The sequence below is a fragment of the Aurantiacibacter xanthus genome (assembly GCF_003584015.1).
In the GTDB taxonomy this organism is placed as follows: domain Bacteria; phylum Pseudomonadota; class Alphaproteobacteria; order Sphingomonadales; family Sphingomonadaceae; genus Alteraurantiacibacter; species Alteraurantiacibacter xanthus.
This window is the reverse complement of the sequence record NZ_QXFM01000010.1, coordinates 26,344-51,773: the sequence shown is the minus strand read 5'-3', so window position 1 is coordinate 51,773 and position 25,430 is coordinate 26,344. Positions and strand designations below refer to the sequence as shown.

34 protein-coding genes are annotated in these 25,430 nt (G+C 65.2%); 16 read left to right on the top strand and 18 right to left on the bottom strand.

Going from position 1 to position 25,430, the window contains the following annotated elements; translation table 11 throughout:
• The first annotated feature begins 2 nt into the window (after window positions 1-2).
• Both D2V17_RS21880 and D2V17_RS01830 read left to right on the top strand, forming a co-directional pair.
• A complete protein-coding gene (locus tag D2V17_RS21880) occupies window positions 3-521 on the top strand; it encodes a DUF2497 domain-containing protein (protein WP_119591437.1) in 519 nt (172 codons plus the stop codon).
• A complete protein-coding gene (locus D2V17_RS01830) occupies window positions 440-871 on the top strand; it encodes a (2Fe-2S) ferredoxin domain-containing protein (RefSeq protein ID WP_245978439.1) in 432 nt (143 codons plus the stop codon). Before D2V17_RS21880 ends, D2V17_RS01830 begins: the two co-directional genes overlap by 82 nt.
• Here the strand turns inward: D2V17_RS01830 and D2V17_RS01825 are convergent.
• A complete protein-coding gene (locus D2V17_RS01825) occupies window positions 868-1,203 on the bottom strand; it encodes a hypothetical protein (RefSeq protein WP_119591436.1) in 336 nt (111 codons plus the stop codon). The two genes, D2V17_RS01830 and D2V17_RS01825, sit on opposite strands and share 4 nt — an antisense overlap.
• 127 nt (window positions 1,204-1,330) lie before the next feature.
• Between D2V17_RS01825 and D2V17_RS01820 the strand changes: the two genes are divergently transcribed.
• From D2V17_RS01820 to xth, 3 genes are read left to right on the top strand one after another with little or no spacing between them, the layout of a single operon-like run.
• Window positions 1,331-1,759 carry a CBS domain-containing protein gene (locus tag D2V17_RS01820; RefSeq protein WP_119591435.1) on the top strand — a complete coding sequence of 143 codons (429 nt, stop codon included), beginning with the start codon at window positions 1,331-1,333 and terminating at the stop codon, window positions 1,757-1,759.
• A 31-nt stretch (window positions 1,760-1,790) separates the two neighbouring features.
• A complete protein-coding gene (gene erpA, locus D2V17_RS01815) occupies window positions 1,791-2,120 on the top strand; it encodes an iron-sulfur cluster insertion protein ErpA (protein WP_119591434.1) in 330 nt (109 codons plus the stop codon).
• Window position 2,121: 1 nt separating this feature from the next.
• A complete protein-coding gene (gene xth / locus D2V17_RS01810) occupies window positions 2,122-2,892 on the top strand; it encodes an exodeoxyribonuclease III (RefSeq protein ID WP_245978437.1) in 771 nt (256 codons plus the stop codon).
• Window positions 2,893-3,029: 137 nt separating this feature from the next.
• Here xth and D2V17_RS01805 read toward each other — a convergent pair whose 3' ends face one another.
• From D2V17_RS01805 to D2V17_RS01760, 10 genes are all read right to left on the bottom strand, one after another.
• A complete protein-coding gene (locus D2V17_RS01805; protein WP_119591479.1) occupies window positions 3,030-3,695 on the bottom strand; it encodes a cell wall hydrolase in 666 nt (221 codons plus the stop codon).
• A 226-nt stretch (window positions 3,696-3,921) separates the two neighbouring features.
• Window positions 3,922-4,248 carry a DUF1491 family protein gene (locus tag D2V17_RS01800; protein ID WP_119591432.1) on the bottom strand — a complete coding sequence of 109 codons (327 nt, stop codon included), beginning with the start codon at window positions 4,246-4,248 and terminating at the stop codon, window positions 3,922-3,924.
• A 13-nt stretch (window positions 4,249-4,261) separates the two neighbouring features.
• A complete protein-coding gene (locus tag D2V17_RS01795) occupies window positions 4,262-4,762 on the bottom strand; it encodes a PaaI family thioesterase (protein ID WP_119591431.1) in 501 nt (166 codons plus the stop codon).
• Complete coding sequence (locus tag D2V17_RS01790) at window positions 4,737-5,198, bottom strand: PTS sugar transporter subunit IIA (protein WP_119591430.1); 462 nt, start codon at window positions 5,196-5,198, stop codon at window positions 4,737-4,739. Before D2V17_RS01790 ends, D2V17_RS01795 begins: the two co-directional genes overlap by 26 nt.
• A gap of 134 nt (window positions 5,199-5,332) precedes the next feature.
• Entirely contained in the window at window positions 5,333-5,914 is a 582-nt protein-coding gene (gene hpf / locus D2V17_RS01785) for a ribosome hibernation-promoting factor, HPF/YfiA family (RefSeq protein WP_119591429.1), read from the bottom strand.
• Between the two features lie 51 nt (window positions 5,915-5,965).
• The gene (gene dnaQ / locus D2V17_RS01780) at window positions 5,966-6,652 is read right to left on the bottom strand and encodes a DNA polymerase III subunit epsilon (RefSeq protein ID WP_119591428.1); all 687 of its coding nucleotides are present in this window, start codon (window positions 6,650-6,652) and stop codon (window positions 5,966-5,968) included.
• A gap of 36 nt (window positions 6,653-6,688) precedes the next feature.
• Window positions 6,689-7,282 (bottom strand): dephospho-CoA kinase, encoded by a 594-nt coding sequence (gene coaE / locus D2V17_RS01775; protein ID WP_119591427.1) that lies wholly within the window; start codon window positions 7,280-7,282, stop codon window positions 6,689-6,691.
• On the bottom strand, window positions 7,279-8,139 hold the full coding sequence (aroE, locus tag D2V17_RS01770; RefSeq protein WP_119591426.1) for a shikimate dehydrogenase: 861 nt from the start codon (window positions 8,137-8,139) through the stop codon (window positions 7,279-7,281). Before aroE ends, coaE begins: the two co-directional genes overlap by 4 nt.
• The gene (locus D2V17_RS01765) at window positions 8,136-8,714 is read right to left on the bottom strand and encodes a Maf family protein (protein WP_119591425.1); all 579 of its coding nucleotides are present in this window, start codon (window positions 8,712-8,714) and stop codon (window positions 8,136-8,138) included. The genes aroE and D2V17_RS01765 overlap by 4 nt, the downstream gene beginning before the upstream one ends.
• On the bottom strand, window positions 8,711-9,556 hold the full coding sequence (locus D2V17_RS01760; RefSeq protein WP_119591478.1) for a pyruvate, water dikinase regulatory protein: 846 nt from the start codon (window positions 9,554-9,556) through the stop codon (window positions 8,711-8,713). The genes D2V17_RS01765 and D2V17_RS01760 overlap by 4 nt, the downstream gene beginning before the upstream one ends.
• A 299-nt stretch (window positions 9,557-9,855) precedes the next feature.
• Between D2V17_RS01760 and hemE the strand changes: the two genes are divergently transcribed.
• From hemE to D2V17_RS01715, 9 genes are all read left to right on the top strand, one after another.
• Entirely contained in the window at window positions 9,856-10,872 is a 1,017-nt protein-coding gene (gene hemE / locus D2V17_RS01755) for a uroporphyrinogen decarboxylase (protein ID WP_119591424.1), read from the top strand.
• Window positions 10,873-10,912: 40 nt separating this feature from the next.
• The gene (locus D2V17_RS01750; protein WP_119591423.1) at window positions 10,913-11,356 is read left to right on the top strand and encodes a CopD family protein; all 444 of its coding nucleotides are present in this window, start codon (window positions 10,913-10,915) and stop codon (window positions 11,354-11,356) included.
• A 177-nt stretch (window positions 11,357-11,533) separates the two neighbouring features.
• Entirely contained in the window at window positions 11,534-12,790 is a 1,257-nt protein-coding gene (gene rho / locus D2V17_RS01745) for a transcription termination factor Rho (protein WP_119591422.1), read from the top strand.
• A gap of 104 nt (window positions 12,791-12,894) precedes the next feature.
• A complete protein-coding gene (locus tag D2V17_RS01740; RefSeq protein WP_119591421.1) occupies window positions 12,895-13,158 on the top strand; it encodes a DUF6489 family protein in 264 nt (87 codons plus the stop codon).
• Between the two features lie 21 nt (window positions 13,159-13,179).
• The gene (gene mnmE, locus D2V17_RS01735; protein ID WP_425453607.1) at window positions 13,180-14,457 is read left to right on the top strand and encodes a tRNA uridine-5-carboxymethylaminomethyl(34) synthesis GTPase MnmE; all 1,278 of its coding nucleotides are present in this window, start codon (window positions 13,180-13,182) and stop codon (window positions 14,455-14,457) included.
• An 80-nt stretch (window positions 14,458-14,537) separates the two neighbouring features.
• A complete protein-coding gene (mnmG, locus tag D2V17_RS01730; RefSeq protein WP_119591419.1) occupies window positions 14,538-16,397 on the top strand; it encodes a tRNA uridine-5-carboxymethylaminomethyl(34) synthesis enzyme MnmG in 1,860 nt (619 codons plus the stop codon).
• Window positions 16,394-17,014, top strand: a complete 621-nt coding sequence (gene rsmG / locus D2V17_RS01725; RefSeq protein WP_119591418.1) for a 16S rRNA (guanine(527)-N(7))-methyltransferase RsmG — start codon at window positions 16,394-16,396, stop codon at window positions 17,012-17,014. The genes mnmG and rsmG overlap by 4 nt, the downstream gene beginning before the upstream one ends.
• The gene (locus tag D2V17_RS01720) at window positions 17,011-17,787 is read left to right on the top strand and encodes a ParA family protein (RefSeq protein ID WP_119591417.1); all 777 of its coding nucleotides are present in this window, start codon (window positions 17,011-17,013) and stop codon (window positions 17,785-17,787) included. The genes rsmG and D2V17_RS01720 overlap by 4 nt, the downstream gene beginning before the upstream one ends.
• Window positions 17,784-18,764 (top strand): ParB/RepB/Spo0J family partition protein, encoded by a 981-nt coding sequence (locus D2V17_RS01715; RefSeq protein WP_119591416.1) that lies wholly within the window; start codon window positions 17,784-17,786, stop codon window positions 18,762-18,764. The genes D2V17_RS01720 and D2V17_RS01715 overlap by 4 nt, the downstream gene beginning before the upstream one ends.
• A gap of 38 nt (window positions 18,765-18,802) precedes the next feature.
• Here D2V17_RS01715 and D2V17_RS01710 read toward each other — a convergent pair whose 3' ends face one another.
• Together D2V17_RS01710 and D2V17_RS01705 are read right to left on the bottom strand one after the other, a co-directional pair.
• Window positions 18,803-19,330: a hypothetical protein gene (locus D2V17_RS01710; RefSeq protein ID WP_119591415.1), complete on the bottom strand. Its 528-nt coding sequence runs from the start codon at window positions 19,328-19,330 to the stop codon at window positions 18,803-18,805.
• Window positions 19,331-19,471: 141 nt separating this feature from the next.
• Complete coding sequence (locus D2V17_RS01705) at window positions 19,472-19,954, bottom strand: GAF domain-containing protein (protein ID WP_119591414.1); 483 nt, start codon at window positions 19,952-19,954, stop codon at window positions 19,472-19,474.
• 74 nt (window positions 19,955-20,028) lie between these two features.
• Between D2V17_RS01705 and D2V17_RS01700 the strand changes: the two genes are divergently transcribed.
• On the top strand, window positions 20,029-21,489 hold the full coding sequence (locus D2V17_RS01700; RefSeq protein ID WP_119591413.1) for a PQQ-dependent sugar dehydrogenase: 1,461 nt from the start codon (window positions 20,029-20,031) through the stop codon (window positions 21,487-21,489).
• 149 nt (window positions 21,490-21,638) lie between these two features.
• On the opposite strand, the gene D2V17_RS01695 is transcribed toward D2V17_RS01700, so the two are convergent.
• Window positions 21,639-22,460: an ATP-binding protein gene (locus D2V17_RS01695; protein WP_119591412.1), complete on the bottom strand. Its 822-nt coding sequence runs from the start codon at window positions 22,458-22,460 to the stop codon at window positions 21,639-21,641.
• 79 nt (window positions 22,461-22,539) lie between these two features.
• Here D2V17_RS01695 and D2V17_RS01690 point away from each other — a divergent pair, with 79 nt between their 5' ends.
• Window positions 22,540-23,481 (top strand): L-threonylcarbamoyladenylate synthase, encoded by a 942-nt coding sequence (locus D2V17_RS01690; RefSeq protein ID WP_119591411.1) that lies wholly within the window; start codon window positions 22,540-22,542, stop codon window positions 23,479-23,481.
• Here D2V17_RS01690 and D2V17_RS01685 read toward each other — a convergent pair.
• The 4 genes from D2V17_RS01685 to D2V17_RS01670 form a co-directional block, all read right to left on the bottom strand.
• On the bottom strand, window positions 23,478-23,795 hold the full coding sequence (locus tag D2V17_RS01685; protein WP_245978434.1) for a hypothetical protein: 318 nt from the start codon (window positions 23,793-23,795) through the stop codon (window positions 23,478-23,480). The two genes, D2V17_RS01690 and D2V17_RS01685, sit on opposite strands and share 4 nt — an antisense overlap.
• Before the next feature lie 119 nt (window positions 23,796-23,914).
• On the bottom strand, window positions 23,915-24,448 hold the full coding sequence (locus D2V17_RS01680; RefSeq protein WP_119591410.1) for a CarD family transcriptional regulator: 534 nt from the start codon (window positions 24,446-24,448) through the stop codon (window positions 23,915-23,917).
• A 290-nt stretch (window positions 24,449-24,738) separates the two neighbouring features.
• Window positions 24,739-25,077 (bottom strand): ferredoxin FdxA, encoded by a 339-nt coding sequence (gene fdxA / locus D2V17_RS01675; protein WP_119591409.1) that lies wholly within the window; start codon window positions 25,075-25,077, stop codon window positions 24,739-24,741.
• Window positions 25,074-25,427, bottom strand: coding sequence for a S4 domain-containing protein (locus D2V17_RS01670; RefSeq protein ID WP_119591408.1), 354 nt, complete (start codon window positions 25,425-25,427; stop codon window positions 25,074-25,076). Before D2V17_RS01670 ends, fdxA begins: the two co-directional genes overlap by 4 nt.
• Window positions 25,428-25,430 lie beyond the last annotated feature (3 nt).

Genomic DNA, 25,430 nt, shown 5'->3' with positions numbered 1-25,430 from the left:
TCATGCAGCACTCGGAAGCCTCGACCGCGGAAATCCTCGGCATCATCAAGCGGGTGATCGAACGCGAAAACCGGGAAGTCGCTGCCGACGAAAAGCGCAAGCGCCGGTCGATGAGCTTCACCACGAGCCTGCACGCGCCAGCCCCCGCCGAAAGCGACGACAGTCCGGTTACGCCCGAGGCTTCGGACGAAGTGCTCGATCTCGGCGAGGCCGAGGTCATGATCGATGGCGAGCGCCCTCCCGAAGCCGCCGACAGTGCGGAGGCCGAACCGGTGGTCGAGCCCGAACCGCTCACCAGCAACGCCGCCCGGCAGAGCGTGAACGACAGCTTTGCCGCGCTGGCGATGCTTGCCAGCGGCGATGCGGGCCATGCCGATGCCCCCGGCGGAAGCCCGCTCGAAGGCATGGTGCGCGAGATGCTGCGCCCGATGCTGGCCGAATGGCTCGATACCAACCTGCCCGCCATCGTCGAACAGCTGGTGCGCGAAGAGATCGACCGCATCGCGGGGAAGTCGCGCTGAGCGATCTCGTCAAGGCGCAGCGCGCGCTGGCCAAGATCGGCGGCGACGCGATCACACGCCAGATCTTCCTTTGTGCCGTTTCCGAGAAGCAGAAGTGCTGCCGCCGCGACGATGGCGAGCGTGCCTGGAAATATCTCAAGAAGCGGTTGAAGGAGCTGGGGCTGATCGGCCCGGTGCAGCGCACCAAGGCCGATTGCCTGCAGATCTGCGACGCCGGGCCGATCGCGGTCGTCTGGCCCGATGGCGTCTGGTATCACTCATGCGATGAAGAAGTGCTGGAACAGATCATCCAGCAGCATCTGATCGGCGGGAAACCCGTCGAGCAATACCGGCTCTATCCGGCCAGCTAGTCTTTCCAGCGTGCCTTGCGGCGATCGAGCGGCGGCCTTGCCGGCGAATCGGGCTTATCGCGCGAGTCTTCTACCGACTCATCGTGCCCGGACCCGCTGGAGAGAAACACCAGCCCCATCAGCGCGCTCATCAGCAGCATCGAAAGGCCGATCCCCAGTGCCGTGGCGATGAAGAAGTGCGGCGAAACGTCCTCGACCTGACTGTAGATCACCGCAAGCGCCACCACCACCGTTACCACGGTAATGGAGAGCATGAACCACATCAAACGGCGAAAGCGCGCCCAGGCGTGAGTGGCCTTCTTGGGGTCGTCGAGGGGGGAGGAGCCAATCATGGGCTCGCAATGCCCGTTCGCGCACCTTTCCGCAAGGCAAACCATCGCTTCGATTTGCGCAGACCGGCCAAAGCGTGGCACTATACGGACAAGGCCGCATCACGGCCAGGCACGGGAGGGCACAGCCATGACGATTGCGATGATACTCGAAAGCCGTGAGTCGCAGGTGATTTCCTGCACCGCCAGCGAAAGCGTCCAGACCGCCGCCGGATTGCTGGCGGAACGGCGCATCGGTGCGCTGCCGGTGCTCGCGGGCGACGAGATCGCGGGCATCTTCTCCGAGCGCGATCTGCTCTATTCGATTGCGCGCGAAGGCGAACGCGCGCTCAGCCGCACGGTGGGCGAGGTGATGACCAGCCCGCCGATCACCATCGCAGTCGACACCAGCGTGCTCAGGGCGCTGTCGCTGATGACCCGGCGCCGCATCCGCCATCTGCCGGTGATGGACGGGCAGCGCATGGTCGGCTTCGTTTCCATCGGCGATCTGATCAAGTTCCGCATGGATCAGATCGAATCCGAGGCCGATCAGATGCGCGAATATATCACCTCGGCTTGAGCCTGCGCCTGCCAAGGCCTAGATCAGGGGCATGACCAGCCCCCTGACCCTCACCGAAGCCGCCGCCGCACGCATCAATGCGATTGCCGAGCGCCAGCACAAGCCCGCCATCCTGCGCCTGTCGGTGGAAGGGGGAGGGTGCTCTGGCTTCCAGTACAAGTTCGACCTCGCCGAGACGGCCGAGGACGACGATGCGGTGAGCGAGACGGCGGGCGTGCGGCTGGTGGTCGATCCGGTCAGCCTCGATCTCGTCGGCGGGGCGACGGTCGACTATGTCGAATCGCTGGGCGGGGCGGCCTTCCGGGTCGAGAACCCGAACGCCGCCTCGGGCTGCGGCTGCGGTTCGAGCTTCGGCATCTGACGTGCGCATCGCCAGCTTCAACATCAACGGCGTGAAAGCACGCCTGCCGCGCCTGATCGAATGGCTGGAGGAGACACGCCCCGCCATCGCCTGCCTGCAGGAGATCAAGAGCCAGGACGAGGGCTTTCCGAGGAAAGAGTTCGAGGCGATCGGCTACCATGTCGAGACCCACGGCCAGAAGGGCTTCAACGGCGTCGCCATCCTCACCGATGGCGGTCCGGCGGAAAACGTCTCACGCGGGCTTCCGGGCGATCCTGACGACGAACAGGCGCGTTTCATCGAGGCGGACTTCAACGGCGTCCACGTCGCCAACCTCTACCTGCCCAACGGCAACCCCCAGCCCGGCCCCAAGTTCGACTACAAGCTGGCGTGGATGGAGCGGCTCCGCCTTCACCTCGAAGGTCTGCTGGCGAGCGAAAAGCCCTGCGTGGTGCTGGGCGACTTCAATGTCATTCCCGAGGACAAGGACGTCTATTCGGTGAAGGCGATGGCCAGCGACGCGCTGATGCAGCCCGAATCGCGCGACGCCTATGCCCGCCTGCTCGGGCTGGGCTGGACCGATGCGCTGAACGTGCTGAACCCGCGCGGCGGCGTCTGGACCTTCTGGGACTATCAGGCCGGCGCCTGGCAGCGCGACCACGGCTTCCGCATCGATCACCTGCTGCTGTCGCCCGAATGCGCCGACCGCATGAACGCCGCCGGCGTCGATAAGGAATACCGCGGGCGCGAAAAGGCCAGCGACCACGCCCCGGTGTGGGTGGAGCTTGGCTGAACACCAACCCGCTCACCCGTTCGTCCTGAGGAGTGAAGACGCAGTCTGAGCGTCTCGAAGGATTGAGCCTCGCGCTACAGGACGGGTTCAGCCAACGGCGTCACCCTCCTCAGCACGAACGGTCAATACCCGCTGTCTCAGCGATAGAAGATGTGGCTGTCGATGGTCGCCCGCGCCACCTTGGAGCGGGCCCAGCGCGGGCGCACGTGCGTGGCGTGGAAATAGAGCGCATCTTCGGCATCGCTGTCCCACATGTCGCGTTCGGCGATCTGCGCGATAGCCTTGGCGCGCTGCCAGGCGACGGAATTGCGATTGGGCTCGGGTATGCGCCCGCCGCGCACGAACGAGAACTGCGCCCGCTGCCGCACCACACCGCAATAGCTGTCGGGGAACGATGCGCTCTCCGCGCGGTTGATGATGACACGGGCCACGGCCAGCTGGCCTGCCAGCGGTTCGCCGCGCGATTCGAAGTAGACGGCCTGGGCAAGGCACTTGAGATCGCCGGTCAGCGCGTCGCCGGTTTCGGTCTGCGCCACCAGTTCGCGCAGGTTGCTGACATCGACCGGCGGCAGCACGATGGCTGGCCCATCTTCGGCGGTGTCGGTGTCCTGGACCACCGGGCTCGCCACGAAGCGCACTTCGTTGGCCGCGGTGTTCCCGGAAGAAATCTGATCGATCGTCCGGGCCTCTTCGGCCACGCCCTGATCCTGGGCTCTGGCGCCTTCGGCAATGGTGCCGAGAGTCGCGCCAAACAGAGTTACGGCCGAGGCAATCACCCCGACACGGACAAATCCTGCAATCATGTATTCCGTCACCAGGGCGGTGAGAAGCCAGTCCGGGCCAAAGGCTTGCCAGCGCGATCAACAGGCGCTCGGCAAGGCCACAGTATCGTGCGGTGGCCCGGCGGCGTCTCCCCGTCTGCGCACCACGACAACCGACCGAAATGTCGGAAAGCATGGTTTACGCTTCTTCAGGAAAGGCGCGGGCCAAATAGCCCTCGGATATCCAAAGTCAACCGGAGTGAGACCACTAGGTCAGGAATCGGGTCGCTTCGGGATGGTCTAGTTCGATCACCCACAGATCGTGATCCTGACGCTTGCGGCGCTGCCAGTATTCGGTGATTTCCAATGGATTTTCATGGCTTTCCTGCTTGGAAAGGGTCCATTTCCGGGTGCCGTCGAGCTGCGGCATCCGTTCAAACAGGCAACCGTTTGTGCCCCGATCGCAACAGATGACCAGCAATGTCCCGGCCTCGTGTTCCCCCTTAGCCAGAACGGTGCCGAAACCCCCTTGGGCCTCCACCGCACGCAGCAGACCGGCCACTTCGAGGTGAGCGGGAATGCGCGCGGTATCCAAGCTGTGCCTCGTCTCAGCCCGGCAGACGATAGCCGTCGAGGCCCGACAGCGCGATGCGCGAGCGCATGAAGGTGCCCGTGCCACGGCCGACTTCGTCGCCCTCTTCGTCGGTAAGATGGGCTTCGGCGATGAACACCCGGCGCTTGCCGCTGATCCAGCGCCCCTCAGCCACCACCTTGCCGCCACGGACCGGCTTGGTGAAATGGAGATTGAACCCCGTGGTCAGCAAAAACCGGTCAGACACCAGCGAATTGGCGGCATAAAAGGCCGCATCGTCGAGCATCTTGAAATAGATCGTGCCATGGGCTGCACCGGCAGCGTGATAGACCCGCTCGTCCACCGTGAAGGTGATCCGCGCCATGCCGGGTTCGGTGATTTCAAGCCGCGAGGCGAACAGGTCGTTGATCGGGGCCGAGGCATAGAGATGCTCGAGCGCGCGATAGTGCGCCTGCGCCCCGCTCGCCGATGCGGGGTCCGCGCCCGCCCGCTCAGGCGGCGTCACGATCCGACGCATTGGTGAGCAGACCGTAAAGCGCCTCGCCATCGGGCGCTTCGCTCAGTGCCTCGTGGACCTCTTCATCGCGCATCAGGCGCGAAATCTCGGCCAGGGCATGCAGGTGCATCGCCCCGCTGCCTTCGGGCGAGAGCAGGCCGAACACGAGATCGACCGGCATGCCATCGGCAGCGGCGAAATCGGCGGGCCGCTTCAGCCGCATCAGCGCGGCAATCGGACGCTTGATGCGCGCAATGCGCGCGTGCGGAATAGCCACCCCGCGGCCGAAACCGGTGCTGCCAAGGCTCTCGCGCTCGACCAGAGCCTCCAGCACCTGCTCGGCATCCAGCTCATAGGCGCGCGCAAACAGCGCGCTGAGCTGCTCAAGGATGTCATCCTTGGTCGCCGCATCGACGATGTCGACCGACTGCGGGTTCATGGCAAAGGTGGCGTGCATGGTCTGTGGTTCGTTCTTTCGCGCCGGGGCTGTTTCCACCTCGGCTTAAGGCCCGCATCACGGGGATGCGGGCCCTATAGTCACTTCGCTATAACAGGAGCCTTACACCATCGATGCAAGGCCCGGTCCGATCATCAGGCGGGTTCGACCCAGCCGATGGCCCCGTCATCCCGGCGATAGACCATATTATGACGTCCGGTGCCAGCGTTTTTGAAAAACAAGGCATTTGTGTGACGCAGGTCAAGCAACATCACTGCATCGGCCACGCTCACTTCGGGCACATCAATGCTGGTTTCAGCGATGATAGCGGGCGCATCTTCGCCCACTTCTTCCTCGACGTTATCGTTATCTTCAAACGGGAACGGCGCGAAGACGGTGTAGGCGGCCTCTTCCTCACGCACGGCATGGACTGCCTGTTCGTGGTGGCCCTTGAGGCGACGCTTGTAGCGGCGCAGCTGCTTCTCGATCTTCTCCGCCGCCTGGTCGAAGGCCTGGTGCGCATCGTGCGCCTGCCCACGGCTCTTGAGGATCAGCCCGTGGTTGACGTGCAGGATGATGTCAGCAGCAAAGGCGTTTGCGGGTGCCTTGCCAAAGGTGACGGTCGAGGACAGCGCTCGACTGAAGTGCTTGTCGACAATCGTGGTGAGGCGATCGGAGGCATGCTCCTGCAGCGCTGAACCGGTATCCACCTGGTGGCCCGACACACGAATATCCATAAGACTTCTCCTGCTTCTCACTTGTACCATACCCGATATGGGTACGACGCCTCATTGCGTCCAGAGAGGGGAACTTAATGTTTTCAGAAACTCCTGGTGCCGCGTAATTTCGTCATCCGTCGCAGAATGGGGGCGGGCTGGCCGATGCTGCCCCAGCTTGGGGGCAAAGGAGGTGGCGATCCGCTCGGTGGTCGTCTCGTGCTCGACCGCAAGGCCAAGCCCGATCTGCCGACCTCCCATCAGCTCGACATAGACCTGCGCCAGCAGTTCGGCATCGAGCAATGCGCCGTGCAGCACGCGGTGGCTGCGGTCGACCCCGTAGCGCGAACAGAGCGCATCGAGCGTGTGCTTCGCGCCGGGATGCCGTTTGCGCGCGATGGCCAGCGTGTCGATCATCCGTTCGAGGCTGATCGGGGCAAGATCGCAGGCCTGCAACTCGAAGTTGAGGAAGCCGAAGTCGAACTGCGCATTGTGCGCCACCAGCGGTGCATCGCCGAGAAAATCGAGCAGTTCGGCCGTGCGCTCGGCAAACAGCGGCTTGTCGGCGAGGAAGGCGGCGGAGAGGCCGTGGACCCGTTCGGCCTCCATCGGCATGTCGCGCTGGGGGTTGAAATAGGCGTGGAAGTTCGCGCCGGTGGGGATGCGGTTGACGATCTCGATGCAGCCGATTTCGACCAGCCGGTCGCCGGTTTGCGGGTCAAGGCCGGTGGTTTCGGTGTCGAACACGATCTCGCGCATGGGACTCGTTATCTGCCTTCGCGGCAGACCTTGCAACTAGGCAATCAGGCTGGCCAGCAATTCGGCGACCTGCGCGCGCGTTTCCTCGGGCGGAAGGCCGGTGTCGATGACATAGTCGGCACGCTCGCGCTTTTTCGCATCGGGCATCTGCGCGGCGAGAATCGCGGCGAATTTCTCCTCGCTCATGCCGGGGCGGGCGAGCACCCGCGCGCGCTGCACCTCGGGCGGGGCGGAGACCACCACGGTCCGCTCGACATAGTCCGCGCCCGTCTCGAACAGCAGCGGGATGTCGAACAGCAGCACCGGCGCATCGATATGGCGCAGCAGAAAGAGGCGCCGCCGTTCTGCCACGGCCGGGTGGACGATCCCCTCCAGCCGCGCACGCGCCGCCGGATCGTGGAACACCTGCGCGCCCAGCGCCTCGCGGCGCACGCCGTTCTCATCGGTGGAGCCGGGAAACGCGGCCTCTATTGCGCCAAGCAAGCTGCCACCGGGGCCTTGCATCGCGCGCACCTCGGCATCGGCATCGAACACCGGCACGCCGAGATCGGCGAACATCTGTGCCACCGTGCTCTTGCCCATACCAATCGAGCCGGTGAGCCCGAGCAGGATCGGGCCGTCAGCACTCATGCCGTGAGCAGGGCGCGCAATTCGGCATCGCCTTGCTCGCGCGGAGGCTTCTGGCCGAAGAAATGTTCGAACGCGGCGGCAGCCTGCCCGATCAGCATCGCATAGCCATCGACCGTCGGCAGGCCTCCCGCGCGCGCCTCTTGCAGGAACGGCGTGTCGAGCGGGCTGGTCACGATATCGTAGGCGAGGGCGCCCGGCGGGGCATGGCTGAAATCGAAGTGCAGCGGCGGCTGGCCGGTCATGCCGAGCGGGCTGGCATTGACCACCAGATCGAGCAGGCCCTCACGGTCGTCAAAGGCGAAATCGGTGGGATCGGCAAAGTGCGCGAGATCGACGGCGTGATGCTCGCCCTCGGGGGCAAGTTCGTCGAGCAGGCGGCGGGCCTTCTCCGGGTCGCGCCCGGCCAGCACCAGCGTAAAGCCTTCGCCCGCCAGCGCCTTCACGATGGCCCGCGCCGCCCCACCGGTGCCGAGAATGCGCGCCATGCGGAACAGGTGGCTTTCGTCCAGCAGCGAACGCAGCGGTTCGAGAAAACCCGGCGCATCGGTGTTGGTGCCGTGCAGGGTGCCATCCTCGGCGCGATAGATCGTGTTCACCGCGCCAATCGACCGCGCCGGCTCCTCGATCACGTCGAGATGCTCCATCACCGCCAGCTTGTGCGGCATGGTGACGTTGGTGCCGCGCCAGTCGGGATCGGCCCGCCGTTCGGCCAGATAGGTCGCCACGTCGTCCACCGCCACGCGGCAATGGCGATAGTCGGCGGCGATGCCGGCCCGGCCGAGCCAGTGGCCATGAATGAGCGGCGACTTCGAATGGGCAATCGGATCGCCGATCACCTCGGCGTAAGGACGGCTCACGCGGGCAGCTCCTCCAGCTCGCGCAGCGCGCGGAGCACGGGCAGCAACGGCATTCCGAGCACGGTGAAATAGTCGCCCTCGATCTTCTCGAACAGTTGCACGCCCATCGCCTCGATCCGGAACACGCCGACGCACTGGGCGACCTCGGGCCACTCGGCGCGCAGGTAGCGCTCGATAAAGTCCTCGGTCAGATCGCGCACGGTCAGCCGCGCCTGATCGCTGTGCTCCCACCGGACATAGCCGCCGAGCGCAATCGCCGCCGCCGAATCCAGCACCATTTCCTTGCCGGAGAAATAGCGCAGATGCTCGGCTGCCTGCGCGCGGCTGGTCGGCTTGTCGAACCGCTCGCCCGCCACCGACAGCACCGAATCGCTGCCCAGCACCGGCACTTCGCCGCCGTCGATGGAGACGGCCTTGGCCTTGGCCAGTTCGAGCGCGACCTGCGACGGAGGCACCGCGCCCAGCGCCGCTTCGAGCGCACGCTCGTCAACGGCGGCAGGCATCACGTCGAATTCGACCCCGGCATCGCCGAGCATGGCCCGGCGCGAGGCGCTCTTGGAGGCAAGGATAATCATATCGGTTTGGGTCCGACCTGGGGTTGGCGGGCACGATTGGCGCGCTCGCTGTGCAATTTGATGATCGCGGCGGCGGTTTCCTCGATCGAGCGGCGGGTGACGTCGATCACCGGCCAGCCGTTGTCAGCAAACATGCGCCGCGCGAAGGCGACTTCCTTTTCCACCCGTTCCTCGTCGACATAGGCGGTGGTGGTGCTCTCGTTGAGGGACAAGAGGCGGTTGCGGCGGATCTCGATCAACCGCTTGGGTGCGGTGGTGAGGCCCACCACCATGGGCCGGCGCAGCTTGAACAAGGCAGGCGGGGGCGGGCTTTCCACCACCAGCGGGATATTCGCCACCTTGAAGCCGCGATTGGCGAGATAGATCGAGGTCGGCGTCTTCGAGGTGCGCGACACGCCCGCCAGCACGATATCGGCTTCTTCCCAGTTGTCGAACCCGACCCCGTCGTCCTGCGCAATCGTGTATTGAATCGCATCGACGCGCTTGAAATAGGCCTCGTCCATCTGGTGCTGCTTGCCCGGCCGTCCGCGCGCCTGCTGGCCGAGCCGCTCCTCCAGCGCCGCCGTCACCGCATCGAGCACGGCCACATGCGGCAGGCCGAGCTGGCGGCAACGCATCTCGAGATTCGAGCGGATTTCCGAATTGACCAGCGTATAAAGCACGAGGCCGGGATTGGCCTTCAGGTCATCGACGATCCGCTCCAGATGCTGAAGCGAGCGCACCATCGGCCAGAAATGGCGCACGACATCGGTATCGTCGAACTGCGCCAGCGAAGCCTTCGCCAGCATTTCGAGCGTTTCGCCGGTGGAATCCGACAGCAAATGGAGGTGCAAACGGGTCATGTGGATAAGTCCCGGCATAAACCACGGGAGGCAGCTGCGGACAAGCTTGGGATGGAATCTCATCCCCGCTGGCAGCCATTTCCTCCCGCCAGTGATCCCCGGATGCAACGCCTTGTCGACAGGCTGGGGATTGCGGGGACAAGCAATGATTGACAGCGCAGAGTCATGAGTCGATCAGCCGGGCAGGCCTGAAGGCGGCGGGACAAATCCGCGACAACTGCGCTTTCCCCGCTATCCACAGGGCCTACAAACACCCAAATCCTATTTATAAATATTATTATATTGATTGGACTCTCGCGATGCCCGGACCTTTGCTCGATACCTTGAACGGTCAGCGCCAGGACCGGCCTCCGGTGTGGTTCATGCGTCAGGCGGGCCGCTATCTCCCGGAATACCGTGCTTTGCGAGCAGAGAAGGGCGGCTTTCTCGAACTGGTTTACGACAGCGAAGCGGCAGCCGAGATCACGCTGCAACCGCTGCGCCGGTTCGGCTTCGACGGGGCGATCCTGTTTTCCGACATCCTGATCGTGCCCTATGCACTGGGGCAGGATCTGTGGTTCGAGGCGGGCGAGGGGCCGCGACTGGCGCCGCCGCTGGTCGATGCGGCGTGGCAGAGGCTGGAAGCCGCACCCGAGCGATTTGAGGCGGTTTACGAGACGGTTCGCCGGTGCCGCGCCATGCTGACGCCTGAAGTGACCATGCTGGGCTTTGCAGGCTCTCCGTGGACCGTGGCGACCTATATGGTGGCGGGGCAGGGCTCGAAGGATCATCATGCCGCGCGCCAGCTCGCCTATCGTGATCCCGAGGCGTTCGGCTCGCTGATCGGGGCAATTGAAGAAGCGAGCTTTACCTACCTCGTTGGCCAGATCGACGCCGGGGCCGAGGCCGTGCAACTGTTCGATAGCTGGGCAGGCAGCCTCAGCCCGGCGCAGTTCGAGCAATGGGTGATCGCGCCCAATGCCCGCCTTGCCGCCCGTCTCCACGAAGCGCGCCCCGGTGTGCCGGTGATCGGCTTTCCGAAAGGCGCGGGCGGCAAGCTGCCCGCCTATGCCCGCGAAACCGGAGTCGATGCCGTGGGGGTCGACGAGACGGTCGACCCGGTCTGGATCAACCGCGAATTGCCCGCTGGAATGCCCGTACAGGGCAATCTCGACCCGATGCTGCTGCTGGCGGGCGGGGAGGGGCTCGATCGCGCTGTAGAGAGCATCTGCGCGGCTTTTGAAGGCCGTCCGCATGTGTTCAACCTCGGGCACGGGATCGACAAGGAAACCCCCATCGCCCATGTCGAGCAGGCGCTGTCGGTGCTTCGTCGATAAGAGGATGACGGGCGGCCTCGACGCGCCTATCTAGGCCGCCATGCAGGACTTCCTCTTGATGATCTACTACTGGCTCAAGGCCGGACATCTGATCTTCGTGATCTTCTGGATGGCGGGGCTGTTCATGCTCCCGCGCCAGATGGTCTACATGCATGACAGCGCGCCCGGTTCGGCGGAAGAGGCGCTCTGGGCCAAGCGCAGCGGGCTGCTGCGCAAGGTGATTCTGACGCCGAGCATGATCGCGGTCTGGGTCTTTGGCCTGCTGCTCGCTTACAGCAGCGGCGCGTTCGCGCAGGGGTGGTTCCACGCCAAGCTGCTGCTGGTGATCTTGCTGAGCGGTTATCACGGCTGGATGGTCGCCAATGCGAAGAAGATGGCGCGCGGCGAGCGACCGCTGAGCGAGAAGACGCTGCGGGTCGTGAACGAGGTGCCGGGCGTGGCTGCGGTGCTGATCGTGATCCTGGTGGTCATCAAGCCGTTCTGATTTTCGGCTGGATTGCAGGGCTGTCGCGCGTCTCCGATTGACCGGCGGCGCGCGAAGCCATATTTAGCGCCTACCAACCGGCACCAGATTGCTCGTCAGAAGCGATCAAGGTCTGCTTTCCCCAAGCCCCGTGGCCTTGCCGGCATCCCAATGTAACTCTTTGGAAATACAGACAAAATGCATCTTAAAGAACTTAAACGCAGGACGCCGGCCGAGCTGGTTTCGATGGCCGAGGAACTGGGCGTCGAGGGTGCCAGCACCATGCGCCGGCAGGACCTCATGTTCGCGATCCTCAAGGAAGTGGCCGAGGACGGCGAGGAAATTCTCGGCATCGGCACGATCGAGGTGCTGCAGGACGGCTTCGGCTTCCTGCGCAGCCCCGAGGCGAACTATCTCGCCGGGCCGGACGATATCTATGTCTCGCCGAACCAGGTCCGCAAATGGGGCCTGCGCACCGGCGACACGGTCGAAGGTGAGATCCGCGCGCCCAAGGATGGCGAGCGTTATTTCGCGATCACCAAGCTGATCAAGGTCAACTACGACGATCCCGACGCGGTGCGCCACCGCACCAACTTCGACAACCTTACGCCGCTGTACCCGGACGAGCGGCTGAACCTCGACACCAAGGACCCGACGGTCAAGGACAAGTCGGCCCGCGTGATCGACCTGATCTCGCCGCAGGGCAAGGGCCAGCGTGCGCTGATCGTCGCCCCGCCGCGCACCGGTAAGACGGTGCTGCTGCAGAACATGGCCAAGGCCATCACCGACAACCACCCCGAGGTGATCCTGCTGGTGCTGCTTGTCGACGAGCGGCCCGAGGAAGTCACCGACATGCAGCGTTCGGTCAACGGCGAGGTCATTTCCTCGACCTTCGACGAACCGGCCTCGCGCCACGTGCAGGTCGCCGAAATGGTGATCGAGAAGGCCAAGCGTCTGGTCGAGCACAAGCGCGACGTGGTGATCCTGCTCGACTCGATCACGCGTCTGGGCCGTGCCTACAACACCGTGGTGCCCAGCTCGGGCAAGGTGCTGACCGGCGGTGTCGACGCCAACGCGCTGCAGCGGCCGAAGCGCTTCTTCGGTGCCGCGCGTAACATCGAGGAGGGCGGTTCGCTCTCGATCATCGCCACCGCGCTGATCGACACCGGCAGCCGCATGGACGAGGTCATCTTCGAAGAGTTCAAGGGCACCGGCAACTCCGAAATCGTGCTCGACCGCAAGGTGGCGGACAAGCGCATCTTCCCGGCGCTCGATGTCGGCAAGTCCGGCACGCGCAAGGAAGAGCTGCTGGTCGACAAGGAGCAGCTCTCGAAGATGTGGGTGCTGCGCCGCATCCTCATGCAGATGGGCACCATCGACTCGATGGAGTTCCTGCTCGACAAGATGAAGGACTCGAAGACCAACGAGGACTTCTTCGCGACGATGAACCAGTAAGGGTTTTCACCCGCTGCTGGAAATTTCCGGCAATCGGCGCATATTGGTGGGCTCCGGCTTTCGTTGAGAGAGCCGGAGCCCAGCTATTTTGAGAGGCCTGCGCCATGAAGATCACCATCGAAGTCGATTGCAGCCCGGAAGAGGCGCGCCAGTTCATGGGGCTGCCCGATGTCGAGCAGGCGAACGCGATCTATGTCGACAATCTCGCCGCGGCGATGAAGGGCGCGGCCAGCGTCGAGCAGCTTGAGCAATATGCCAGGCAACTCGCGCCGATGGGGCAGATGGGGCTGAAGATGTTTCAGAGCTTCGTCGAAGGCGCGCAGAAGTCGGCGGGCGGCAGCTCGCCCAAGAGTTCCGACAAGGGCTAGGCCGCAACCGCATAAGGCAGCTTGATGGATACGATTTTCGCGCTCTCCTCCGGTGCGCCGCCCGCCGGCATTGGCATCGTCCGCCTGACCGGGCCGCAAGTGCCTGATGCTCTTGCGGCGGTGTGCGGCAGGGTTCCCGAACCGCGCCGCGCCGTGCGAGCTGCCTTCCGCGACAGCGCGGGCGAGCAGATCGACGACGGCATCGTGCTCTATTTTCCCGCACCCCATTCGGTAACCGGCGAGGATGTGGGCGAACTGCATTGCCACGGCGGCCGCGCGGTGGTCGCGGCGCTGGAGGAGGCTCTGGCGCAGATACCCGGTTGTCGCCGCGCCGAACCGGGCGAGTTCACCCGCCGCGCCTTCGCCAATGGCCGCATCGACCTGGCCGAGGCCGAGGGGCTGGGCGACCTCCTGTCCGCCGAAACCGAGATCCAGCGCCGCGCCGCCATGGCCATGACGGGCGGGGTGTTCTCGGGCGCAGTGGCCCAGTGGCGGGAACGTCTGCTCGCGCTGTCGGCTGAGGTCGAGGCCTCGCTCGACTTCGCCGAGGAGGACGAGGTCGAAACTCTGGGTGACACCTTCGCCGCCGAACTTACGACCTTCGTCGCGGACCTCGGCAAGGCCCTCGCTGCGCCCCATGCCGAAATGCTGAAGGAGGGGTTTCGCGTGGCGCTGGCCGGGCCTCCCAACGCGGGCAAGTCGACGCTGTTCAACGCGCTGGTCGAAAGCGAGGCCGCCATCACCGCCGAGATCGCCGGAACGACGCGCGATGTGCTGGTGCAGGCGGTCGCCATCGAGGGCATCGCCTTCAGCTTCGTCGATATGGCTGGCCTGCGCTCGGCGACCGATGACCGGATCGAGGCGATCGGTATCGAACGCGCCGAGGCGGAAATCGCCAAGGCCGACGTGGTGCTGTGGCTCGGCCCGGAAGGGAAGGGGCCTGAAGACAGTTGGGACATCGAGGCCCAATGCGACCGCGCCGAGCACGCAGCCAAGAGCGCGCCCGACTTCGTCCTTTCGGCCCGGAGCGGCGAGGGGATGGAGCATCTGCGCCGCGCGCTGGTCGAACGGGCGCGGGCGTCGATGCCGGCACCGGGACAGGCCGCGCTTAATCGCCGCCAGCGCACTCTCATCGCTTCGGCTCGCGATGCGCTGGTCGATGCAGCGACTCATCGCGATCCTCTGCTCGTCGGCGAATGCCTGCGTCGTGCGCGGCTTTCCTTCGATGCGCTGCTCGGGAAGACTTCGACCGAAGATGTGCTGGATGCGGTGTTCGGACGCTTCTGTCTCGGCAAGTGATCCGAGTGTTTCACGTGGAACATCGCCGCCGCGAAATGCCCGTTGTGAGCCACGCGCACTGCGCCTAAGTCAGCGCGATCATGAGCACATTCGACATCATCGTCGTGGGCGGCGGCCATGCCGGGGTGGAAGCCGCCGCTGCCGCCGCGCGTATGGGCATGGCCACCGCACTCGTCACTTTCGATCCCGCGACCCTCGGCGCGATGAGCTGCAACCCGGCGATTGGCGGACTGGGCAAGGGCCACCTCGTGCGCGAGGTCGATGCCTTCGACGGGCTGATCGGTCGTGCCGCCGATGCCGCCGCCATTCACTACCGCATGCTGAATCGCTCGAAGGGGAGCGCCGTACACGGGCCGCGTATTCAGGCTGACCGCAAGCTGTTCAAAGCGGCAGTGCAGGGCATGCTGGCGCGGCAGGACATGCTCACGGTGATCGGCGGCGAGGTTGCCTCGCTGATTATCGAGGGTGGGTGCGCGGTCGGCGTGACGCTGGCCAATGGCGATAGTCTGCGGGCTGGGGCAACGATTCTGTGCACCGGCACCTTCCTCGGCGGGGTGCTGTTCTGCGGCGAGAAGCGCAGCACCGGCGGACGCATCGGCGAGAACGCTGCTTCCGTCCTCGCCGAGCAATTGCGTGAGGCCCAGCTGCCGATGGCGCGCCTCAAGACTGGCACTCCACCACGGCTTGATGGTCGCACAATCGATTGGGCGGTGCTGGAGGAACAACCTTCCGACAGCGACTTCTGGACGATGTCGCCGCTCACGCAGAAGCGGGTCAACCCGCAGGTGTTCTGCGCGATCACGCGGACGAACCCGCGCAGCCATGCGATCATCGCCGATAATCTTGACCGCTCACCTCTGTTCACCGGCGCGATCGGTGCGGCAGGCCCCCGCTACTGCCCGAGCATCGAAGACAAGATCCATCGCTTCGCAGACCGGGATGGCCACCAGGTCTTTCTCGAACCCGAGGGGCTGGACACACATCTTGTCTATCCCAACGGCATCAGCACTTCGCTACCCGAGGATGTGCAACTGGCGATGCTGCGGACGATGGCCGGGCTTGAGCAGGTGGAGATGGTCGTGCCGGGCTACGCGGTGGAATACGATCATATCGACCCGCGTGCGCTGGGGCGCGATTTGCAGCTCGCTGCCATTCCCGGCCTCTATTGCGCCGGTCAGATCAACGGCACCACCGGCTATGAAGAGGCGGCTGCACAAGGCCTGATCGCTGGCCTGCATGCGGCCTGCACATTGCGGGCGAGGAAGGCGCCGGCGCTGGATCGGGGCAATTCCTATCTGGCAGTGATGGTGGACGATCTGACCTTACACGGTGTGAGCGAGCCATATCGTATGCTCACTGCGCGAGCCGAGTATCGCCTGCGTCTGCGGGCCAACAATGCCAGTACGCGCCTCACGCCCATTGCGCAGGACCTCGGCTGCCTTGGTTCTGAGCGAAGCGAATGGTTTGCGCGTCATTGCGCCGGTCGCGCCAGCTGGAAGGTTGCACTGGAAAAGGACGTAACGGCGAGCACGCTCGCGGAGCAGGGGCTGAATGTCCGCAGCGATGGCACGCGCAAATCGCTGGCCGACTGGCTCACCCATGCGGATATTCCGCTGACCGCGCTGGCCGCCTACTTGCCCGAGGGCTTCGATCCTGCCACGCCATTGGCGCAGGAGGTGGCGGAGGACGCCGCCTATGCCCCCTATTTGCAGCGTCAGGAAGCAGAGCTGCGCGATTTGCGCGCATCGCAGGAGTTGGTGTTGGGACGGAATTTTGACTGGGCCGCCGTGCCCGGACTATCGAATGAAATGGTTGAGCGGCTGAGCGCAGCTGCGCCTGCCACGCTGGCTGACGCGGGGCGGGTGCGGGGGATCACTCCGGCCGCGCTCGCGGCGCTGCTTGTCCATGCCCGGCGCAAGGCGGTGGAGGGCTCGGTATGAGCCCCGAGCAAGCGCGCAGCTTCTGCGCAGATCGGTGCGACGCCGAAACTATCTCGCGCTTCGCTGAGTTTGTGGACATGTTGGCGAGCGAGAACGAGCGCCAGAATCTCGTCTCCTCTGCCAGTCTGGCTGACGCCTGGACCCGGCATATTGCCGATAGCCTCCAGCTCCTCGACCATGTTTCACGTGAAACATCGCCCTGGCTCGACATGGGAACGGGGGCTGGCTTCCCCGGCCTCGTCATTGCGCTGGCGCGGCCTGAGCTCGAGGTGGTGCTGGTAGAGTCGCGCAAGCGCCGGGTTGAATGGCTTGAGGAGGTCTGCGCGCGCTTCAGCCTTTCGAAATGCCGGGTGGTTGGCTCTCGTCTCGAAACTATCGAATCCTTCCCCGCGGGCGTGATCAGTGCGCGAGCATTTGCGCCTCTGGCGAAGTTGCTGCGGTTATCCGCCCGCTTTTCCACACCGACGACCACTTGGCTGTTGCCCAAAGGGCGTTCGGCAGCGCAAGAACTACAGGAGCAGTCGCAGGCGATTCAAGCGATGTTCCACGTGGAACAATCGGCAACCGATCCTGAGGCGGCGATCATCATCGGACACGGAAGGCCGCCAGAGTCATGATCTGCATCGCGATAGCCAACCAGAAGGGCGGAGTGGGCAAGACCACCACCGCCATCAACATCGCCACCGCCATGGCTGCCACCGGCTGGCGCACCCTGCTGATCGATCTCGATCCGCAGGGCAATGCCTCCACCGGGGTTGGCCTGCGCGCGTCGGAGCGCGAGCTGTCGAGCTACGACCTGCTGATCGGCGAGGCTTCTCTTCCCGAATGTATCGTGAGTTCGGCAATTCCGGGGCTCGATCTGGTCCCGGCCACGGTCGATCTGAGCGGTGCCGAGGTCGAGCTGGTCGATGTCGAAGACCGGGCGCAAAGGCTGCGCGATGCCCTGGCGCAGCACAGCGGGCACGATATTTGTTTTATCGACTGCCCGCCGTCGCTCGGCCTGTTGACGCTGAATGCCCTGTGCGCAGCCGATACGCTGATGGTGCCCTTGCAGTGTGAGTTCTTCGCGCTGGAAGGGTTGAGCCAGCTGTTGCAGACCGTTGAGCAGGTGCAGCAGCGCCTCAATCCCGATCTCGATATCGTCGGCGTGGTCCTCACCATGTTCGACCGGCGCAACCGGCTCACCGATCAGGTCTCCGATGACGTGCGTGAATGCCTTGGCGATCTGGTGTTCGAAGCGGTCATCCCGCGCAATGTGCGCCTGTCCGAAGCGCCGAGCCATGGCTTGCCGGCGCTGATTTACGACCACGCTTGTGCTGGCAGCCGCGCCTATATGGCGTTGGCGCGCGAGTTGATCGGTCGTCTGCCCGAACGGAGGAAAGCCGCATGAGCGACGAGAATGCCGAGACGAAGCTGAAGATGAATGTTCCTCCACGCCGTAAGCTGGGGAAGGGGCTGGGCGCTCTGCTGGGCGAGACCCGGCGGGAAGAATCGCTCGTGGCTCCGCGACGGGCAGCGCCTGCAACGGGTGTTGCCAGCGATGGTGATGCTGCGGGCGCGCAAGAAGGCCTCGCCATGCTCGCCGTATCGGCGATCGAGCCGCACCCCGAACAGCCGCGCCGCCACTTCGATGAAGAGGCACTGGCAGAACTGGCGGCCTCGATTGCCACGCGCGGCGTCATTCAGCCGGTCATCGTTCGTCGTCTGGCCTCGGGCCGGTATCAATTGGTTGCCGGTGAGCGCCGCTGGCGGGCCGCGCAGAAGGCACAAGTGCATGAGATTCCTGCACTTATTCGCGATCTGGACGACCGCGATGTGATGGCGCTGGCGCTGATCGAGAATATCCAGCGCGAAGACCTCAATCCGGTCGAGGAGGCGCGCGCCTATCAGCGTCTGGCCGAATATGAGGACATGACCCAGGCCGAAATCGCCTCGCTGGTCGACAAGTCGCGCAGCCATGTCGCGAACCTCCAGCGGTTGCTGGCATTGCCCGAAGGTGTGCTCGATCATCTTGAGCAGGGCCGCCTCGACATGGGGCATGGCCGCGCCCTGATCGGTCTCGACAATGCGGCGGAGCTGGCGGACGAAGCCGTGCGCAAGGGCCTGAGCGTGCGCGAGGTGGAGAAGCTGGCGCGCAAGGGGCGCGAAGGCGATGGCCGGGCGCAGCGTCGTCAGGCCCGTCCGCCGCGCGACAGCGCGCAGGACGCCGACATCGTCGCGGTGCAGAACCATCTTGAGGAAATGCTCGGCCTGCCGGTGCATATTGCCACCGAGGCAGACCCGAGCACGGGCTCGCTGACGGTGAAGTTCCGCAGCCTCGATCAGCTCGACATGATCTGCCAGCGCCTCACCGGCGGCGGCATCTAGCGCGACTCAGGCGCGGCGCATCCGGTCGGGCGCTGGGCTTACTCCGCGTCGACCCATTCCTCGTGCACGATCTCGCGCGGCGGCACGCGGCGGGTGGTTTGCATCGGCACCATCATCACCGGATAGGCGCCGACCGGATAGCCGCTCATGCCGCCATGTTCGTAGCGTGTGAGATAGGCCTCGCAGTAATCGCTACCCTGATCGCCGAGATAGACCTTGCGGCAATCGGTCAGCCAGTTGGCGCGCTGTTCGGGCGAATAGCCGAGCGGCTGTCCGCCGCTGGTGACCACGGTATCGGGCATGATCGTCGGATAGCCGGTCTGCCGAGCGGGCAGGGCGCGCCAGGCGCGATGATCGGGTGCGGGGTCGACATAGGTTTCTTCGGCGTAGACCTCCTCGGTGAGATCCTCGTAAGCCGGTTCGTCGCCGGTGGGCTGCACCACCTCGTAGCTCTCGTAGGTCACCGTCGCGGGCGTGGCGGCGGCGCGCTCGTCCTGTGCCTGGGCCGGAATCGCAAGTGCCAGTGCGGCGAGCGAAGCGGACAGGAGGGCGGTGGTGGTCGACATGCTGGACATCCTCGCAGTGTATGGCCGAGCGGCGCGTAAACGCATCGCATGGCCACCATTAACCTGCTGTTTAGGATGATAGACCGCGCAAATCCATGCAATCTGCGCCGGATGTCTCGAAACGGGGCGCGCGAGGGCCTGTCAGATACGGTCGGACAGCAGTGCGGCCAGCGCCTCGATCCCGGCCTGATCCTCCGCGTCGAAACGGGCCGGGGTCGGGCTGTCGAGGTCGATCACGGCCACCACCGCGCCATCGCGCAACACCGGCACCACCAGTTCCGAGCGGCTGCGCGCGTCGCAGGCGATGTGGCCGGGGAAGGCGTGAACGTCCTCCACCAGCTGGCTGCGCGCCTCGGCCACTGCCGCGCCGCAGACCCCGCGCCCGACCGGGATTCGGATGCAGGCAGGCCGCCCGCAGAACGGCCCGAGCACCAGTCCGCCGTCCACCATGCGGTAAAACCCGGCCCAGTTGCAGTCGGTCACGAACTCACCGAGCAGCGCGGCGACATTGGCCATGTTGGCGACCGCGTCGCTCTCGCCGGCGGTGATCGCCTCGGCGGCCTCGCACAGCTGGGCATAGATGGCGGGCTTGGCGGCGTCGGGCGCGGGGGCAAAGTCGAACATGTCTGCGCTCTAGCCGGGTGTGGGCGCGTGGCAAAGTATTTGCCGCCTTGGCGCGGCGGGCCTATCGGTGAGGCATGTCTCGCCTGAAGAAGATCCTGATCGCCCTCGTCGTCATTCTGGTGCTGCTCGCCGCGCTTGGCTGGTGGCTGCTGCGCGGCGATCCGGCCATGCTCTCGCTGGAGGAAACCACCGGGACCGATCCGGTGCTCGCCACGCCTGACGAACAGACCATCCCTACGGTCGAGGTCGCCAAGCCGATTGGCTGGGGTGACGATGGCGCACCGGTCGCGGCCGAGGGGCTGGCGGTCAACCGGTTTGCCGAGGGGCTTGATCACCCGCGCGTGATCTACACCATGCCCAACGGCGACGTGCTGGTGACGCTGACCAACGCGCCCGAGCGCGTGGTGGCGGGCGGCTGGCTCACCAATCTGGTGGCGGGCATCCTGTTTGCAGAGGCCGGTGCGGGCGAGCCTTCGCCCGATCAGCTGGTGCTGCTGCGCGATGGCGATGGCGATGGCGTGGCCGAGGAACGCCATGTGCTGCGCGACGATCTCGCCTCGCCCTCGGGCCTCGCCTGGGCCGATGGCAAGCTTTACGTCGCCAACCACGATGCCCTGTTGCGCTTCGACTATGAAGAAGGTGCCACCGCGCTGCCCGGCAAGCCCGAGAAGCTTGCCGACCTGCCGGCGGCGGGCAATCACTGGATGCGCAACGTGCTGCTGAGCGAAGACGGCAAGTCGCTCTACATCGCGGTCGGCTCGGCCTCGAACATTGCCGAGGGCGGGATGGAGGCTGAGGAAGGCCGCGCCGCTATTCACGAACTTGAACTGGATTCGGGCTTTGCGCGCCTGTTCAGCGCGGGCCTGCGCAATCCCAATGGCCTTGCGTGGAACCCGTGGTCGGGCGACCTGTGGACCACGGTCAACGAGCGCGACATGCTCGGCTCGGACCTCGTGCCCGACTATCTGACCGATGTGCCCATCGGCGCGCACTACGGCTGGCCGTGGTTCTACTATGGCAACGTGGTGGATGATCGCGTGAAGGGCGCTTACGGCATCAACCCTGACTATGTGCGCACGCCGCGCTATGCTCTTGGCGCTCACGTTGCGGCGCTCGGGCTGGTGTTCAGCCGCGAAGGCTCGCGCATGGGCGAGGGGTTCTCGAACGGGGCCTTTATCGCCCGCCACGGCTCGTGGAACCGCAAGCCTGCTGCCGGGTATGATGTGGTCTATGTCGAATTCGACGAGCGCGGCAATCCGACGGGCAAGCCGAAGCAGGTGCTCGACAGCTTCCTCACCGGCAAGGGCGAGACTCACGGCCGCCCGACCTGGCTCGGCTGGGACAAGACCGGCGCGCTGCTGGTGAGCGACGATACCGCCGGGATCATCTGGCGCGTGATGGCCCCCGGCGCGGCGGGCAGCCCCGCGATCGAGCGCATCAAGGGCGAGCGTCTGCCCCCGCAGATTCAGCTGAACGGCGATCCGCGCCGGGCGTTCGAGAATCCGCCGCCGGGGATTTCGATGCCGGGGATGTGAGCGGCGCTAGACTAGGATGACACGCAAGGCCCTTCCCCTGTGGGGAAGGGTTGGGATGGGGGGCCTGCGCCAACCAGCGTTGAGCCCCCACCCCCAGCCCCTCCCCAAGGGGAGGGGAGCAAGGTTGGTCAGGGGAATGCCACCCCGCGCTAGTCGAGCGTCTTGCCCGCGCGGCCGGCCAGTTCGGTGATGAAGTGCCAGGCGATCCGGCCCGAGCGTGCGCCGCGCCGCTTCGACCAGCCCAGCGCCTCTTCCTCGTCGAGCGGGAGGCCGAATTCCTCGGCATAGCCGCGCAGGACGGCGAGATAGTCGTCCTGATTCATCGCGTGGAAGCCGAGCGACAGCCCGAAACGGTCGGCGAGGGCAAGCTGGTCGTCGACCACGTCGCGCGGATTGAGCGGATCGTTCTGTTCGCTGGCATCACGGGCGAGAATCGCGCGCCGGTTCGAGGTGACCGCGAGCCGCACGTTGGCGGGCCGCGCCTCGACTCCGCCGTCGAGCCAGCTGCGCAGGTGGCGCGGGGTGACGCTGTCGCCCTCGGCAAAGCCCAGATCGTCGATGAACACGAGGAAGTTGCGCGGCACCGTGCCAAGCTGCGCGAACAGCGCGGGAAGGGTGGAGACGGCATCGGGGGCGACTTGCACCAGAGCGATATTGCCGCCTGCGGCCTGCGTTGCGGCAATCGAACCCTTCACCAGCGCCGACTTGCCCGTGCCGCGCGAGCCCCACAGCAGCATGTCATGCGCGGCATGGCCCGCTGCGAGCCGCTCGACATTGGCGACGACGGCCTCTTTCTGCCGGTCCATCCCGCGCAGCAGGCTGAGCTTTTGCGCCACGATCCGCGCGACCGGGCGGCCGCCCTCGCTGTCCCACACGTAGGCCGGGCTGGCGGTCCAGTCGGTGGCGGGATGGGGATTGGCTTGGGCGAGGGCCGCGGCGAGGCGGCGCAACAGGTCGTTGTCGGTGGTCATAGCGGAGGAAACAGCCGTTTGCGGCGCGCGCGTCAAGCTTGGGACTTGGCCAATCGCTTGGCGCGGGCTAGCGCGAGGCATGGTTGGTGAGGCAGACAGGCTGATTGCGCCCGATGCGGCGGGCATTGCTCATGCGTCCAAACTGCTGCGCGCTGGCGAGCTGGTCGCCGTGCCGACCGAGACGGTCTATGGCCTCGCCGCCCGTGCCGACAGCGCCGAGGCGGTGGCGAAGATCTATCGCGCCAAGGGGCGGCCCGACTTTAACCCGCTGATCGTGCATGTTTCCTCACTGGAGCAGGCCGAGACACTGGCCCTGTTCGACGAGCGCGCGCACCGGCTGGCCGAGGCGTTCTGGCCGGGTCCGCTGACCATGGTGCTGCCCGCGCGCGCCGATAGTCCGATCGCTCCGGCGGTAAGCGCGGGTCTGCCGACGCTGGCGCTGCGCTGTCCGGGCCACCCGGTGATGGCGCAGTTGCTGGAGGCAGTCGGTCTGCCGCTGGCCGCGCCTTCGGCCAATCGCAGCCTTGGTGTCAGCCCGACCCGGCCCGAGCATGTGCGCGAGTCGCTGGGAGACGACTGCCCGCCGATTCTCGATGGCGGTCCCTGCGCGATGGGTCTTGAATCGACCATCGTTGCCCTGCGCGATGATGGCGGGTGGAACCTGCTGCGACCCGGTCCGGTCGAGACAGCGGCGATTGAATCGATTGTAGGGCCGCAAAGCGCCTCTATGGGGGCGAAAATCGAGGCTCCGGGGCAGATGCGCAAGCACTATTCGCCGGGCAAGCCGGTGCGGCTCAATGCTACTGAAGCAGGGGCGGACGAGTTCCTGATCGGATTCGGCACCATCGCCGGGAACGCGAATCTATCCCCGAATGGCGACCTCGCCGAGGCAGCGGCACGGCTGTATCAGTGCCTGCACGAGGCCGCTGCCGCTTCGCAGCCAAAAATCGCAGTTGCTCCGATTCCGCGCGCGGGAATGGGCGAGGCAATCGCCGACCGCCTGCGCCGCGCCGCTGCCTAGCGCAGCGGTTCGTTCAGTTCGGCGTCGATTTCGCGGCGGATCGCGATGGCCTCGCGGCAGGCATCCTGGCGTCCGCGCTCACAGCGTTCGGCCTGTTTCTCGTAATCGCGCTGGAGATCGCCCACCCGCGCCTCACGGCGGCGCATTTCACGCCCGCGGTTGCGGTCGGATTCCTCCTGGCTGGTGGTTGCCCAGTCGGCCCCCTGCGACACCACCCGCACCGGGGCCGTGGCCACATCGAGCGCGGTTTTTGCGAGGCACCCGCCGGTGAGCGGGGCCAGCCCCAGAACTGCTATCGCCAGATTTCCACGCACGGGCTGCTTCTCCTTCGTTTCCGCCAGCTTAGGCAGCACCTGTGAAAGCGCGGTGAACACGAAAAAGGGCCGCGCGCGATGAGGCGGGCGGCCCTTTTCTTCAGACGAAAACCGAAAGATCAGGCGTCTTCGGTGTTCTCGTAGTACTGCGGAGCGTGCTCGTTCAGCACCTGCAGGATCTTGGTGAGCGCAGCCGGCTCGTCGGTCTTCTCCATCGCCGCCAGTTCGCGGGCGAGGCGGCTCGAAGCGGCCTCGAAGATCTGACGCTCGGAATAGGACTGCTCGGGCTGATCGTCGGGGCGGAACAGGTCACGCGTAACCTCGGCAATCGACACCAGGTCGCCCGAGTTGATCTTCGCTTCGTATTCCTGCGCCCGGCGGCTCCACATGGTGCGCTTGACCTTGGGCTTGCCCTTGAGCGTTTCCATCGCTTCTTTCAGGGTCTTGTCGGAAGACAGCTTGCGCATGCCGATCGCTTCGACCTTGTTCACAGGAACGCGCAGAGTCATGCGTTCCTTTTCGAAGCGGAGAACGTAAAGCTCGAGCTTCATACCGGCGATTTCTTCGCTCTGGAGCTCGGTCACACGGCCCACACCGTGCTTGGGATAAACAACATAATCGCCGACTTCGAAGGCGGGCGCACTGGTTGCCATGGATTTTCCTTTCATCGACAGGACCAACTGACCCAGCAGTCAAACACTGCGAGGCCGCGCGACCCATCGGCGACCTTATTGCGTGCTTGTTCTGGGTGAGAGCGGGGAGCCTGCCTTCCTAATCCGCCTGCCGCACGGAAACCGCGACAGTTGAACAAGTATATAACAGATTCGTAACATAATTGCCACCCCCTCGCGCCAGAAAGGGATGAGCGGCCCCGCTATCAGGGATTGTGCCTATGTGGGCAGGGGGCCATGGCGGCCCGCCCTGCCGCAAAAGGAGAGGCGAATCAGTCGCCTTCGCCGGGCTCGGCCGAGAAGTACTTGTCGAACTTGCCCTCTTCGCCCTTGTGCTCGTCGGCATCGGCGGGCGGGTCTTTCTTCTCGGTGATGTTGGGCCATTCCGCCGAATACTTGGTGTTCAGCTCGAGCCAGGTCTCAAGCCCGCCCTCGGTGTCGGGCAGAATCGCTTCGGCGGGGCACTCGGGCTCGCACACGCCGCAGTCGATGCATTCCGAAGGGTTGATGACGAGCATGTTCTCGCCCTCATAGAAACAGTCGACCGGACAGACTTCAACGCAGTCGGTGTACTTGCATTTGATGCATGCGTCGGTGACGACGTAGGTCATGGTGCACTGTGTCCTTCGATCAATGGGCCGACCGCACCGGAAGCGGGCCGGGAATCGCGGTCTGCTATGGCGATTGCGGGCCTGTCGTCAAGCGCGCGATAGTGTTGCTGTGCTTCGCTAGCCGGTCCGCGCCGGTCGGGCAAAGCAAGGATTTCTATCAGGCGCACATGATCGGGCATGGGCAGGATGAGCACGTCGCCGGTGGCGATCAGCGCCCCCGGTTTGGTGATCCGCTGGCGATTGCGCCGGATGTGCCCCTGCTCGACCCACTGGCGGGCCGCTGAGCGGGTGCGGACAAACCGCAGCCTGACGAGCAGGAGATCGAGCCGAAGGCCGCCTCCTGTCGCCATGTG